Source organism: Amazonocrinis nigriterrae CENA67 (assembly GCF_016056305.1).
Lineage (GTDB): Bacteria > Cyanobacteriota > Cyanobacteriia > Cyanobacteriales > Nostocaceae > Amazonocrinis > Amazonocrinis nigriterrae.
Genome location: NZ_JAECZC010000021.1, coordinates 15621 through 30329 on the forward strand (window position 1 = coordinate 15621; position 14709 = coordinate 30329).

13 protein-coding genes are annotated in these 14709 nt (G+C 40.4%); 7 read left to right on the forward strand and 6 right to left on the reverse strand.

Annotation, left to right across the window (positions count from 1 at the left end; genetic code table 11):
- Nucleotides 1–19: 19 nt before the first annotated feature.
- Together I8748_RS13420 and rimM are read left to right on the forward strand one after the other, a co-directional pair.
- A complete protein-coding gene (locus I8748_RS13420) occupies nucleotides 20–1303 on the forward strand; it encodes a valine--pyruvate transaminase (protein ID WP_198125079.1) in 1284 nt (427 codons plus the stop codon).
- Nucleotides 1304–1432: 129 nt separating this feature from the next.
- A complete protein-coding gene (gene rimM, locus I8748_RS13425; RefSeq protein WP_198125080.1) occupies nucleotides 1433–2014 on the forward strand; it encodes a ribosome maturation factor RimM in 582 nt (193 codons plus the stop codon).
- 71 nt (nucleotides 2015–2085) lie between these two features.
- On the opposite strand, the gene I8748_RS13430 is transcribed toward rimM, so the two are convergent.
- A complete protein-coding gene (locus I8748_RS13430) occupies nucleotides 2086–3108 on the reverse strand; it encodes a serine/threonine protein kinase (protein ID WP_198125081.1) in 1023 nt (340 codons plus the stop codon).
- 350 nt (nucleotides 3109–3458) lie between these two features.
- The gene (locus I8748_RS13435; RefSeq protein ID WP_198125082.1) at nucleotides 3459–4358 is read right to left on the reverse strand and encodes an alpha/beta fold hydrolase; all 900 of its coding nucleotides are present in this window, start codon (nucleotides 4356–4358) and stop codon (nucleotides 3459–3461) included.
- A gap of 305 nt (nucleotides 4359–4663) precedes the next feature.
- Between I8748_RS13435 and I8748_RS13440 the strand changes: the two genes are divergently transcribed.
- From I8748_RS13440 to I8748_RS13450, 3 genes are all read left to right on the forward strand, one after another.
- Nucleotides 4664–5308 carry a Uma2 family endonuclease gene (locus I8748_RS13440; protein WP_198125083.1) on the forward strand — a complete coding sequence of 215 codons (645 nt, stop codon included), beginning with the start codon at nucleotides 4664–4666 and terminating at the stop codon, nucleotides 5306–5308.
- Between the two features lie 238 nt (nucleotides 5309–5546).
- Nucleotides 5547–7571, forward strand: a complete 2025-nt coding sequence (locus I8748_RS13445) for an S-layer homology domain-containing protein (RefSeq protein WP_198125084.1) — start codon at nucleotides 5547–5549, stop codon at nucleotides 7569–7571.
- 797 nt (nucleotides 7572–8368) lie between these two features.
- Nucleotides 8369–8623, forward strand: coding sequence for a hypothetical protein (locus tag I8748_RS13450; RefSeq protein ID WP_198125085.1), 255 nt, complete (start codon nucleotides 8369–8371; stop codon nucleotides 8621–8623).
- Nucleotides 8624–8626: 3 nt separating this feature from the next.
- On the opposite strand, the gene I8748_RS13455 is transcribed toward I8748_RS13450, so the two are convergent.
- Complete coding sequence (locus tag I8748_RS13455) at nucleotides 8627–10165, reverse strand: protein kinase domain-containing protein (protein ID WP_198125086.1); 1539 nt, start codon at nucleotides 10163–10165, stop codon at nucleotides 8627–8629.
- A 583-nt stretch (nucleotides 10166–10748) separates the two neighbouring features.
- Here I8748_RS13455 and I8748_RS13460 point away from each other — a divergent pair.
- The gene (locus I8748_RS13460) at nucleotides 10749–10895 is read left to right on the forward strand and encodes a hypothetical protein (protein ID WP_198125087.1); all 147 of its coding nucleotides are present in this window, start codon (nucleotides 10749–10751) and stop codon (nucleotides 10893–10895) included.
- A gap of 163 nt (nucleotides 10896–11058) precedes the next feature.
- Entirely contained in the window at nucleotides 11059–13113 is a 2055-nt protein-coding gene (locus tag I8748_RS13465; protein ID WP_198125088.1) for a vWA domain-containing protein, read from the forward strand.
- Nucleotides 13114–13302: 189 nt separating this feature from the next.
- On the opposite strand, the gene I8748_RS13470 is transcribed toward I8748_RS13465, so the two are convergent.
- The 3 genes from I8748_RS13470 to I8748_RS13480 form a co-directional block, all read right to left on the reverse strand.
- Nucleotides 13303–13848, reverse strand: a complete 546-nt coding sequence (locus tag I8748_RS13470; protein ID WP_198125089.1) for a GIY-YIG nuclease family protein — start codon at nucleotides 13846–13848, stop codon at nucleotides 13303–13305.
- A gap of 62 nt (nucleotides 13849–13910) precedes the next feature.
- Entirely contained in the window at nucleotides 13911–14234 is a 324-nt protein-coding gene (locus I8748_RS13475; protein ID WP_198125090.1) for a hypothetical protein, read from the reverse strand.
- A 199-nt stretch (nucleotides 14235–14433) separates the two neighbouring features.
- Nucleotides 14434–14616 (reverse strand): hypothetical protein, encoded by a 183-nt coding sequence (locus tag I8748_RS13480; protein WP_198125091.1) that lies wholly within the window; start codon nucleotides 14614–14616, stop codon nucleotides 14434–14436.
- Between the last annotated feature and the right edge of the window lie 93 nt (nucleotides 14617–14709).

Sequence of the window (14709 nt, forward strand, 5' to 3'; positions counted from 1 at the left end):
CTCTACTTTGACACCGCTTATGAATCCTGCCCTGACTAAACTTGGCGCTCAAATGTCCAACCTAACTGGTGTACGAGCGATTATGAAGGACATTATCGAAACGTTGCAATCTAGTGGGGGGCAGGAATTAATTAATTTGAGTGCGGGCAACCCCTTGATTTTGCCAGAAGTAGAGCAGTTGTGGCGTGATTGCACGGCTGATCTGCTAGCTAGTTCAGAATATGGGGAAGTAGTTTGTCGTTATGGTTCCAGCCAAGGCTATGCACCATTAATTGAAGCGATCGCTAACGATTTTAACAAGCGCTACAATCTAAAGTTAACTGAACGTAACATCCTCATCACTCCGGGCAGTCAAACCCTATATTTCTATGCTGCCAATTCCTTTGGCGGCTACACCAGCAGCGGCGAACTCAAGCAAATTGTGTTACCTCTGAGTCCTGACTACACTGGTTATGGTGGTATTTGTTTATTTCCAGAAGCTTTAATAGCTTATAAACCATCTCTAGATATTGATGCATCTGCCCATAGATTTAAATATCGCCCCGACTTCAGCCAATTATCAATTACAGAAAATACAGGCTGTGTGATTTTCTCCCGTCCTTGTAATCCTACGGGCAACGTCCTCACCGATGATGAAGTGAGAAAAATTGCTGCTTTAGCTGCACCTTATGATGTGCCAGTGTTGATTGATTCAGCTTACGCCCCTCCCTTCCCAGCTTTGAATTTTACCGATATGTCGCTGATATTTGGAGAAAACATTCTCCATTGTACGAGCTTATCTAAAGCAGGTTTACCAGGGGAGAGAATTGGCATTGCCATTGGACACGAAAGGCTGATTCAAGTTTTAGAGTCGTTCCAGACAAATGCTAGTTTACATTCATCGCGTTATGGGCAAGCGATCGCAGCTCGTGCTATCAATTCTGGTGCCCTTGTGCAAATTGCCGAACAAGTCATCCGTCCCTTTTATCAGAATAAATTCGCTATTCTAGAAAGTACTTTAGATCAGGCAATGCCCAAGGATTTACCTTGGTATCTCCATCGTGGTGAAGGGGCAATTTTTGCCTGGTTGTGGTTACAAGATTTACCAATTACTGACTGGGAATTATACCAAGAACTCAAGCAAGTTAGTGTAATTGTTGTGCCTGGTAGTACCTTCTTCCCCGGTTTACACGAAGAATGGCAACACAAGCATCAGTGTGTACGTATCAGCCTCACCGGTAGCGATGAGGAACTGGTTACAGGTATGCAACGTTTGGCAAAAGTAGTCGAGCAGATTTATCAGCGTGCAGCGTTGAGTGTTTAGTGGAGGAGATGGAAAGCAGGGGAGCAGGGGTGCAGGGGAGCAGGGGTGCAGGGGAATAACAACTGACAACTGACAACTGACAACTAACTCCTAACTCCTAACTCCCAGTTAACAACTGACCACTGACAAATGACAAAATCAACTGATTGGCTCGAAATTGGCAAAATTGTAGCATCTCAAGGCTTAAATGGAGAATTGCGGGTTTATCCTGAATCTGACTTTCCCGAACGGTTTGAAGTGCCAGGGAAACGCTGGTTATTGTATCCAGGTCAGACAGAACCGCAACCTGTAGAATTGCTGTCAGGACGCTATCTAGATAGCAAAAATTTATATGTAATCAAATTAGCTGGTGTGGAAAATCGCAACCAGGCGGATGAATTGCGTGGTTGTAAATTGATGGTGCCGGAAAGCGATCGCCCCGAATTAGGCGAAGATGAATATCACGTCCTAGATTTAATCGGTTTGGAAGTCTTCATGCAAGAATCTGGGGAACTCGTAGGGGTGGTGGTAGATGTGATTCGCGCTGGGAATGATTTGTTAGAAGTGAAGTTGCATGAAAACCTGATTGATGACCAAGGACAAAAGGCAAAGGACAAAAAGCAAAAAACTGCGATGATTCCTTTTGTCAAAGCGATCGCACCCGTGGTAGATTTGGGAGCCAAGCGTATTGAAATTACTCCACCCTCTGGCTTGCTGGAAATCAACAGTTAGCTTTGTGTCTTAGTGTCTTCGTGGTTAAAAAATAGATTTGTGAACCACAAAGACACGGAGACACTAAGAATTTAGAAATCGCAACCTTGGCATTGGCTTGATTGTTGCAACTGTTGAGCTACCCCACCCTGTTGAGAGAGTATCAAAGTTGTTGTTGCCACTGCAAACATAGCCATCATCGCTAGCCCCAACATCGTAGTTTGCTTTCTGAATTTTACAGCAGCAATTAAAGTTTCTATTGCTGTGGCAGTATCGCTCACTTCAATTGACTTTATGTCTTCAAGAGCAACAGCTGCATTGGCATAGCGATATTTTGGCTTGGGTTCTACCATTTTCATCAACCACGACTTAAAACGCGGATTCAGTCGGGGAAGCAATTTCTGGAAATTAAAGCGATCGCGATCGTCTATTAATTTAGCAATATCAACGGCACGGGTGTTAGTAAGTAAGCAAATCAGTGTCACCCCTAAACTATACAAGTCTGAAGCTTGGGTGAGGGAATAACCTAACTGTTCTTCTGGTGGTATGAAACCAGGAGTTCCTGCTGCCAAGGTGCTAACAGTTATTTTCGCACTCTGTATTTGAGCCAAATCAAAATCAACCAGATAAGCATTCAGTTGATCATCAACCAAAATATTTTCCGGTTTAATATCTCGATGGATAATTGGTTCATCAAGCTGTTGAAGATAGACCAAAATTTCTAAGATTGACAGAGATATTTGCTTGATTTGTTCTAAGTTGAAATTGCGCTGTAACCCCAAAGATGGAGCGTTTTTATATTCCTGCACCAGATAAAAACTTTTTGGCGTTGCAAAAGAATCTACATAGCGGGGAATGCGGGGATGATCAAGTCTTCGCAAAATTTCCATTTCCCGTTCATAAGGTTTCAACCCCGACCAATCAACACTCGTATGAGCAAAACTGAACTCTTTAATTACCACTTTGTAATTCGAGTTTTGGATATTAGCCAGATAAGTAATACGTCCCTCTTTCTGGTTTCGTCCTAATTCTTGAATAACTTGATAACCTAGCTGGGAAAAATCTGGATAGTCACTTAAGAGAATTGCCTCTTTATTATGCACATCAAGCTCCATTACACACACCACCCGAGTTTGATTTTGTCAAGATGCAATTAAAAAATCACAGGTACTCACCCAGATTGTTAGCAATATTTCTACTCCTTGGTTTTGGTATGGGAAAAGGGAAAGAGGGGAATGTTTGCCCTTAGCTTTCCCCTTTACACTTTACCTTTTGCTTTTAACCTCCGAACCTTTTTGCTCTTTTGCGTTCTCGTACCCCTACGCTTAAGCAAGCTGTACACAGCGTCTCTGTCAACAGAAGGTTAGGGACGTTTCCTCACAAAGAGTGCAAGTGGCGTCAAATAGCATCTAAGATGGAGGCTGGCTCACCTTTTTAGGAAATGTATTGCATCTATCCCTGTACCCTAGTCAAAAAGATGGGCTAGCCAATCAACAATCTGGGCGTTAACAACCTCTGGAACTTCATCGTGGGGGCAATGACCGGCGTTAGGAATGGGAACAATTTTGATTTCTTTACCATTCTCCTTCGCCTCCTCGTAAATCTTAGCCCCTGAAATTGGTGTCCAGGGATCATCAGCACCCCAAATAATTAACAAAGGACGTTCAACTCTGGGCAATAGTTCCCCTGGAGTGGGGCCAGGGGGTGCTGTGAGGATAGAGGCGAAAACTTGCTGCGCTCCTGGGTCGCAAGCGGGAGTATAAAGTAAATCGACTAATTCATCAGTTACAGCTTCGCGGTTGCGGTAAACTTGATAGAGAGTGCGGCGAATTTGGGATTTTTGGCGGATACGATTAAAGACAAGTTTGCCTGTAATTCGCGATCGCACTACTCTGTTAAAAGCTGCCATGACAATACGTAACGGCGGGTTTAATTCGTGGGGGCGATGATTTAACCCCCCTGCTGAGTTAATTAAAACACCACCAGCAGCAATTTCTGGATGTTCTGCCAGTACTATCAAACTCAATAGGGCACCGATGGAATTGCCAATAAATACGGCAGGTTTTTGGATATGTGTTGCCCAAAAATCTTTCAGCAGTTCCACCCACACTTCTACACTGTAATCAATGGGTGCTTTATCAGAACCACCAAAACCCAAAAGATCCAAAGCAAAAACTTGGTAGCCAGCATTTGCTAAGATATGTATGTTTTTGCGCCAATGTCCAATGGAAGCGCCAAAACCGTGAACCAGTACCAGAGGTTTTCCTGTACCCATGACAGTGTACTGAATTTTGTAACCCTGCCAAGTCCACACAAGTTTTTCAAAAGTAGCTATAGTTGTAAGTTGCTGTGTAGTTCCAGTCATTATTAAGATTCATAAAGTATTGTTTTATATAGTAATATTGTTCGACCTCAAACAACTGTAAACAAAATGCTGTTTTAAAATTAGTTTTGCTCAAAAATTTACCGCTACTACACATCAAAGTTAGTTTTGCCCACTCCCCACTTCCTCTTTTCACATTTGAGTTGATACGATTTCACTTAATTACTGATACAAATTCTTTCACCACTGCTCCTCTGCTCAAGAAGTGTAGAACAAATTGCAGAAGCTTTGAGTTTAACAGTAGACGAAGTAAAGCGATTTGTTCAAGAGTAACAGGTAAAAACACTATGTCAGCAACTCCCATTAGCCTGCGGTTAGAACCAGGTCAAAAAGTCACCCTACAGCCTGTTTCCTGGGAAGGTTTTGAAGAGATTCTTGCTGATTTAGGTGAACGTCGCTCATCTCGAATTGCTTATGCAGATGGTATTCTAGAAATCATGGCTCCACTACCAGAGCATGAACGCTCAAAAGTGTTACTTGCTGATTTAGTCAAAACTCTGCTCAAAGTCCAGAAACGTGCATGGGAACCTCTTGGTTCTACGACTTTTAAGCGTCAAGATATGATAGCAGGTATTGAGCCGGATGATTGCTTTTACATCCAAAACTATAAAGTTGTCATTGGCAAGAATCGACTAGATTTAACTGTAGATCCGCCGCCTGACTTAGCATTAGAAATTGACCTTACCTCCAAGACAGAACTTGATGCTTATGAAGCTTTGGCAGTACCAGAACTATGGATTTACAAAAGGAACAAGCTAACAATTAATGTGCTGCAACAAGGAAAGTATGTTGAGTCTCAGACAAGTCCTACATTTCCTGGTATAGCAGTTATGGAAATTATTCCACAGTTTATGCAGCGTGCCAAAGAGGTTGGTGTTAGTCAAACTTTGGCTGAGTTCGAGATATTTATTTTGCAAGCACTTTCAGGTTGAGTAAATATTAGTAGTTTTAATATTAGAATGTAGTATTTATTTCTTGGTTAGTACTGTACGTGGCGATCGCAGTTGCCCAGATTAAAGGTACTTTAAATCACTGTTAACAAGAGTAATATTGCTTATTGTTAAGTTACCTAAACTATTGCCTGAAATGTTAGTTTCACCTTTACTAAGGGATTAATAGGTCAAGGGTAATGATGTTCCCTTGACTCCTTAGCCGCTTGGTAAATGTAAAATGAAATACATAAATCCACGTTTTTTGGCTCATTTGAGCAAAGTTGTTTGTGCTGCAACTAGTGTTGCAATTTTCTCTCCAATAGTCTCTGCTTACGCAGTTTCAGAATTTTCGACTACCAGCAAACAAACACTTGGTGATTCTACAAGTCAACACCTCATAGCTAACGAAATTAACAGTGAAATAGATAGTTTACCTGAACCTGTGAAAGTAGCCGTGTTACAGGATATCTCCCAACGCACAGGTTCAGAAATGTCAGATTTGCGCGTCGTCAAGGCTAAACAACAAACTTGGGCAGATGGTTGTCTGGGTTTAAAAGCAGACGAATTTTGCTCCCAAGCTGTAGTTCGTGGTTGGCAAGTAGTGGTTGCCAACCAACAACAAATTTGGGTTTATCGCACTGATGAGTCGGGAACAATGGCCAAACTTGATGAAGGTTCGACTCAGGCGATGACCACTACAATGATGAGGCGAGAAACTGCCATTCGCCAAACGACTAGCCGCACCACAATAGCGCGACAAGCAGTTGTTGCACAACGCAGCACCCAGCTGACTGCTGCTAGGACTTCGGTAAAAGCCAAAACTACAGGTTTTAGCCTAGCTATTTGGCAACCATCTGGTAACTTTACTGACGTAATTGCCCGCGTTTCTTTCAAAGCAAAACGGAACCAAGCCTATCTCAAAGAAAGGTTTTTGGGTGATTACAAATATAAGATTAAGCACAAGGCGAAATTTGTTAAGGGTCTAAAAGCAGGCGATCGCGTCGTCGTGCGATTGTATGATACTCAAAACCGCTTTCTTGGCTACAGCGAATTTGAATGTATGTCGGCAAACACGTCAGTTAACCTGATTTTGTCTGCCAACCCAACAGAATATCAAGTTGTTCGCACTGTTTATGGTATTGATGCCGATAATGATGGTGCAATTGATAATGGTACTACCACCTACGACTACTTCACCCAAGTTCGTGACCAGCAGGTTACCTTCCTTAGTAGTTCCCAAACTATTAATGTGAGTCAGTTCCAAGCAGAGGGTTTGTCAACAATTGCGACAAATAGCCTTTATCCAACTTCCTTCCAGACAGGTAAATATGCCTTGGTGCGTCAGACCATGAGTACCTTTAGTTACAACTTGGCAGAAGCGTTGAAAACTGAACCTGGTCGGCTAGTACAACTCATTGAAGTTGGTGATGATGATAGTTCTATCTATAACCTCAGCCAGATGATGATGAGTTATCGAGACGTAGGTGTCGCTAACGGTATCCAAGTTAACTTTTCTGATGTCTCGGTTAACCACTGGGCTAAAGATTTTATTGCCGAGTTAGCAGCGCTACAAGTTATCGAAGGTTTTCCTGATGGTACTTTCCGTCCAGATGAACAGGTGACTCGCGCCCAATTTGCAGCGATGATTAGTCAAGCCTTTGAAAAAGTAAATATCCGCAATGCCATTAGCTTTAAGGATGTCACCACTACCCACTGGGCTTACAGTGCTATCCGCAAAGCTTATTCTACAGGCTTTTTAGGAGTTGCTGGAAATAAATTTAACCCCAGCCAAAGGCTATCTCGCTTAGAAGTTTTACTATCCTTGGCACGAGGACTCAACTACACTTTTAGCGGTTCCACAGAGTCGATTTTGGCAGCTTACACTGATGCTGCTAGTATTCGTAGTGATGTGCGTGGTGCGATCGCAGCCCTCACACAAAGAGGTATTGTAGTCAATTATCCTGATATTCAGACCCTCAATGCTGACAAGGTGGCAACTAGAGCCGAAGTCAGTGCTTTGATATACAAAGCATTAGTCAGCACTGGAGAAGTGGCGGATATTTCCTCTCAATACGCCGTTGAACAGACGCAACAGCAAGCTGTTGATAACCAAGCTGTTGATAACAATGATGACGACGAAACAACCCGTCGCCATTGTAACCAAGGAATTGGCAATGGTTCTGAAGGCTGTGATCCTGGTAATTCCCATCCCCACGGTAGCAGCAACGACGAAGGCGGACGGACTCCAGGTCGTAAAAGATAAGGAAATTTGAATAGCAATTCTATCTAAGGTTGCACTTTATTTAACGTGAGTTCGATGAACCTCTCCCTCCCGACCTCCCTCTCCATTAAGGCGAGGGAGGAGTAACGAAAAATAAGGGTTTTACTCCCCTCTCCTACAAGGAGAGGGGCTAGGGGAGAGGTCAAAACAGCACTTGTCGAACTCACGTTTATTTATGTAGGGGTAATTCATAAATTACCCCTACAACATTTAGTTTTGTGTCTACTTTCTTAACGTGAGTTCGACGGAACCTAACCCCAACCCCTTCCCTACAAGGGAAGGGGCAAAAAATCTACACATTGATACGGAAGAATAAGGTTTTTAAGCCTCTCCCCGCTTCGGGGAGCCAGTGCGGTCTTGGGGTTTCCCCCTTCGGGTTCGGCAGTGACGCTCCTGCGTCGCTAACGCTTCGCTAACGCAATCGGCGGAAGCCGCCAAGACTGCGACTGCCTCACCAAGTGGAGCATCTGGCGTGGTCTCCCCCATGAGCATCTGGCGTTGAGAGGTTTGGAGAGGGGTTTTTAAATTCCGTCGAACTCACATTTTCTTAAGTTAGAATTATTCACTACTATTGCGTAACGCTTATTCCATAAGTATCTTGTATTACGAATTACGAATTGGTATTGGATATTTACTAATTACTTCTTGAAAAGCATACTGAGTATATTTACTCATCCACCTATAGATAGATTTAAAAAGATCAGAAATTTGTGAAACTGACTACTGAACTCTTGTTTATATATATGTAATTTCAAAATTAGTTTCACATCGTCTAATTCATGCAATCTAAGTTTTTCATCTCAGAACAGGAAAAAGAAAAAATATTTTGCACAGAACTAGTTAAGTACGGTGTGAAATATGAAACAGCAGTCAAAGCAGCCAGAATTTTAGCGTCTGGTCAGCCTGATGAAGTTTTGACAGCTGATGAAATCAAGATTGTAAAAGAAGCTTGTGAAAATTGGTCTGTTCAGAAGAAGCGCATTAAGCGGTTGAAATCTCTCATCAAGGATTTGGCGTATAAAGACTACACATAATATCTATTTCCTAAAATATCTCAGATTATAGCGGTCTTGATATTTAGCAATATAATCTACATTTCGCTGCTCTAATTTTGAAAGTAACTTAGCAGGAAATTCCTTTGGTGAATATTGTGGACTATACCAAGGTTGATTATCAAAATATTCTTGTAAGCCAGGAGTATCAAAACGGCGACCGTGAATAGCGAAAATTGTATTTCGCATAATATCTAATGTCAAACCATCTTTGCCATCCAAATCAGCATCTGTAACAGGCCTTTGAGAAAGCCAAAAATAATTATCTAATTGTGTTGATGTATTGGTAGGAATTGGAGATGGGATAGTTGGTTGTGGAGTAGATTGCGGACTTTGTACTACTTGAGATGGGATAGTTGGTTGTGGAGTAGATTGGCGACTTTCTACCGTTTGAGATGGGACAGTTGGTGATGTTACTGAAGATGGGACAATCAATGGAGTCGTATTCAATGGAACTGTGACAGTTGGCAATGTTGTTGCAGGTGTAATGTTTTGATCTGCTACAGGTGATTTCGTTAACACCTTACTAATAATGACAATTCCACCGATTAATCCCGTTGCAATCAAACCAGCGATGACTAGACCATTGCGACTATTACCTTGAACACTAGGCTGGGGATTCACAGGAATAGTTGGTGGCGGTGGTGTAGATACCACAGGTGCTTGATTAACGTATGGTTGCGTAGGTGGAATCGGATTTGCTAGGCTTTGCAAAGCATCTAGCATGATTCTGGCAGTAGAATAGCGATCGCGTGGATGGTAGGCGATCGCTTTATCAATGATTTCTGCCATCATGGGACTAACATGACTGGCATATGGTCGCCACACAATCTCACCCGTTTGTGAATCCATATCTAATTCTTGTGGCTGTTTTCCTGTCAGTAGATAAATAGCTGTGATGCCTAAACTGTATAAATCACTAGAATAAACTGGTCTACCTGCGGCTTGTTCACTTGGCATATAACCAGGCGTACCAATGACAATCGAACTGGTAGGATTGCCTTGAGAATTAAATACTGTTCCCATTGATTCCCGTACTGCGCCAAAATCAATTAGCACAGATTTTTGATCGCGATCGCGCACAATGATATTGTCTGGTTTAATATCGCGGTGAACAATCTGCTTCGAGTGGACATACTCCAAAACTGGTAACAAATTCACCAATAATTCCCGAACAGCAATTTCACTAAACAACCCCTGCTTGTGGAATTTCGCTGTCAGGGTATCGCCTTCAATCCACTCTTGAACTAAATAAAATTGTCCATCCGATTCAAAGTAAGCATACAACGTCGGAATTTGATCACTTGCACCGCCCAGTTCTTCTAAAATAGCTGCTTCCCGTTGAAACCGCTGTTGCACCAGTTGATAAATTTGGGGATTGTTTTGAATTGGTCTTAGCTGTTTAACCACACAACGGCGCTTAGAAGGCATATAAGTATCTTCTGCGAGAAAAGTTTCACCAAACCCACCAGCGCCTAGTGTACGGATAACTTGATAGCGATCGTTCAGCAGCTTAATTGTCATAGAAAGTTTTGAAAAAGACAGGGGTGAAGACGATTGTAGCCTCGTTTATTTTGATTCACAGTAACTATGTTGATTTGTGCCTTTTTATTTATACCAATTCTTTGTGAATTTGTACTTAATGATTATTCATTATATAAAGCTTTGATAAACTTCATTGTTGCTTGAGCAGAGATGTCTTCAGCTTAAAACATAAAATTAGCTTATGTATCTCATAGCACAATTCTTTCTCACACAATTATTTCTGTTACAAACAAGAATTGGATTTTCGGATAGAAAAAATGCGTTTTTGTCAAGAAACCAACGAAATTTAACAAGATATTGTCTTTTCAATAAGCAAACAAAATACATCTGAGCAGAGGTTAAATATAACTTTATATTACTTGATTTATGTATAAGCTTTTACATTAGTTTATAAGTTTAAGATTTGGTAAAGATGTTTATTTAACATAAGTAATAGTGGTAAATAAATAAACATGCTTAATAAACCCAAGAAATCACCGGAAAAACCGATTAAAACGAGCTATTTTCCAGATATTAGGGCAATTATTACCGATGCAATTCATATATAGCTTTTGACAAATTAATGAAACAGTTGCGTAAGTTTTTAAGCCTGACTGTAGGCGATCGCCTGCTTTTAGTAGAGGCTGCAATTCTACTTGCAATCATCAGGGTAGGGCTGAAATTGCTACCGTTTCATAAATGGCGTGGCCTTTTGGCAAACATTGCATAGCTGAGGGCTAACTTGCAGGGAGCAGATAAAGCTCTTGTTAACACGACTGGGCATTTTATTACTTGTAAGTGCCTCAACTTCATACCTCTCCAACTCTTCCCTCTTTGATTCCTCAATCTTAGACCTAAATCTTTACCTCACATTAAATAGCTTGTAAGTAACAATGGTTGATAATTTCAGAAAATTAGTTGGGGCTTTTCTTTTAGTAGAAACAGGATTAATACTTTTTTCAGGAAAGCCTGCCATAGCTTTTAAATTAACCCGCGATGGTCATTTAGGAATTACTTCCGATGCAGTTAAACCAATATCCGTAACAATAGATAGTAAAACACTCCAATTCTCTGACAAAGCACTTGACCAAATCATAAAAGCCAATAAAGCAACAGATAGTTTCATATTTCCCAACAATCAAGCTAAAGCTGAGTTTCATTTTGATGATGAATCTTTTTTAGCTGCTACAACACGCATACTTGACCTAAAACAAGAGGTAATTGATAACATTACAAAAGCTCAACCAGATGGTTCTGCGGCACGTCAGGCATTAGGTGGAGCTTTGCATACAATTCAAGATTTCTATGCCCATAGTAATTGGGTAGAACTAGGAAATACAGGTATTGATACTCGACTTGGAAGGTCAACATTTGCTGGATTACCTTTAACTACCCCGACTTCTCCTGCTGGCGATCCTAGTACTCTTTTACCTGGATTAACAGACCTCACATCAGGCTATTTTGTATCGGGTGGAATAACTAGACTACCTTGTGCTGCACCAGCAGGAAAAACTAATCATGGTGGCATTCCAATAGCCTGTCCTGAGGGTCTTAATAAAGATGATCGCAGTCGTCCTGGTTTCCCTCAAGCTAGAGATTTAGCAGTTCAAGCAAGTTCAGATTTTATTGACCAGATTCTGCAAACACCAGGGGTCAAAAATGAATTTAAACCAGTACAGGCATTAATGGGTTTAACAGGCACTCTTGGTTTCGTTATAGATACAACTGGTAGCATGGGGTCTGTAATCGGCCAAGTGAAAAACCAAGTTACAAAAGCAGTTGACAAAGTGAAAGATAAAACTGAAGTCCCTGAATATTTGCTAGAAACTTTTAACGATCCTGATGTTGGTACTCCTTTTGTAACCCAAGATCCTAAAACACTGGTTGCAGCAGTCAACAGTCTTGGTGTTGGAGGAGGAGGTGATTGTCCTGAATTATCAATGACTGGAACTTTGCGAGCAGTAGAAGCTAGTCTACCGAATTCTAATCTTTTTGTCTTTACCGATGCTTCTTCTAAAGATGGAGATTTGAGTTCTCAGGTTGCAGCAAAAGCAGGAGAGAAGAATACAAAAGTTAATTTTCTTTTAAATGGCTCTTGTTCTCCTATCGATCCTGCATACGTAGAAGTTGCTCAACAAACAGGAGGTCAATTATTCTCTGTTGATACCTTTGAAATTAGCTCTGCTTTTGATTTGATCGAGCCATACTTATCAAGCAATTTAACCTCTGTTCTTTCAGCAAATGGAACTCTTAATGAAGAATCAAAGTCTTTTGATGTTCCTATTGATTCAACCGTTAGTAGTTCAAGTATTTCTGTATCTACATCGGCTGATATCTCTTTAGTACGGCCTGATGGTACAGAAGTTCAGCCTGGAGATACAGATGTAACAGTTACCACACTCAGTACTGGACGGATTTTTACTATAAATTCACCAAAACCTGGCATTTGGAAGTTGAAACTTCAAGGTTCAGGAGAGTTTTCTGTTAGCGCACAAGTTGATAGTCCGATTCAGCTTGACAGTTTTCAATTTGTAAAAAGAGAAATTGAATCAGTACATGGAGGTTTATTTCCAACTACTCAAGAACCAATTGCCAATAGTGAATTTCTTGGTTTAGCTAAACTTTTCGGTTCATTTAACACAGCTAATTTTAAGCTGATTTCTGAAACTGGTGACACAATTCAACTAATAGATTTGCTAGGAGGAGATCCGGAAGCGACAGATTCTGAATTTGTTGGTAAGTTCAAAATTCCTACAACTCCTTTTAAAATCGCAGTTGATGGTCTAGATCAAAATAATCAACCCTACCAGCGAGTACTACCGCGTATTTTTATTGCTGCTCCTCAAACCGTTCCTGAATCTTCTTCTACCTTGGGTTTATTTATTTTTGGAGCTATAGGAGTAGCGAAATTACAGGTAGAATTAAAGCGTCATTTATGCCAAAAATAACCAATTTATTCAATTGATAAATACAATTGGCAATTTTTCATAATAGTTAGAAATGAAGGGATTAAAGTTGTTGTGTATCAGCCTCTTTATCCCTTTTTATTTAGCTTCTATGCTATTTCCAGATTTTTCACATTCCTATGAATCACCCTTTCAGAATCCAAAATCGAGATATTTTACCCTAAAAATAATTCACTTCAAATCCAGCAATCCTTCCTCTTTTAATTTAGGATTAAAACGTAATTGTGTTTGTAACCCCCGTACTTCTAGCAATGCTAAAATTTCTGATTCTACTCGCCGTGCCACATTTTTAATAATTTTAATCTGTGCCAACTCATCATTAGCCGGATTGTGATAAATTGCCTGTTCTTCAGGCGTCATTACCTTTTTCACATCTATAGGTTGTGTCCAATTTTCCTTCTCATCTCCATTTCCTGAAGGAATACCACCATTTTCGGCAATCCAAGCATTTTCAATATTTTCTAAAACTGTACGGCTGGGACGTTCAATAGTTTGAACCTTTACCCAATAGCATTTTTGTACTTGACGTACTAAATGCTGTCTCAGACTGAGATAAACATCACGGGAATATCCTACAAATTGCAGTACTTTTTCTTGGTCAAATATGGCATAAACCCCTATTTTGCCATGAAAATTTTCAGGCAATTGACCACTATCATCAATATAAGCAGTGTATTCTAAGTTAGCTAAAGCAGGAATATTTGTTTCAGTATTCATATAATATTTGAAAAGTTATGATTTGCCTGACAAATTGAAGAAAAACATTTTATATATAGCTACTAGCCACATTTTCGGTAAATTGCACAAAGGCGACTGGGTTTGAAAATCTTAGCACTAAACATAAAATTTGGCGGTACATTGATGATTATGTACTCATCAGATTCATGATATTTTTCAAATTCTGTCGGCATCCCTTTGGGCGTAGCTAAACTGTATGGCACTGGCTGAAAAAGTAATTTTGTAAATTCAACTTTTTCACACTGTAAATGTTGACACATTTGGTTGACAAAAGATTCACTCATCAACAATTTGAAGAGAGTTTCTTGAAGCTCAGGTTCGAGAGTGAAACTGCTGTCGAAGTTTTGGACGATTTTAATAGGCATGTTGTGTACAGGTAGTGTATTTATTCAAGACAAACTGATGATAGAGCTAAGTAATTAGTAAGAACGCTGGGGTCTTACGCCCATACAAAAGTAAGGATTTATTAATTATTTCCTCTTTGCTTTCTCATGACATCAGCCTATTGGATTGTAGACTTCTATCAGCTATTAGATGCAACTAACAAAATTAAGAATCATGAAGCTAAGCAGACTTTGAAGAATAACAAATAAAAATATCCCATTGTAATTGTTTGTTATTGATACCGTTACTTTGTGAAGCTGCGCTAAATTCTTTTAAACTTCCATCTCTTTGTGTTCTTTGCGCTCTTTGCGGTTCGTTTTCATTTTCTTGTGTTAGGTCTAAGATAGTTAGGCGCATCTTCATACAGAATTGGTATGACTATTCACATTTAAAAATTAACAGTCATCAGGAGCCAGTGCGTTGCGCGGGTTTCCCGCGTTGAAGCAACTGGCGTTC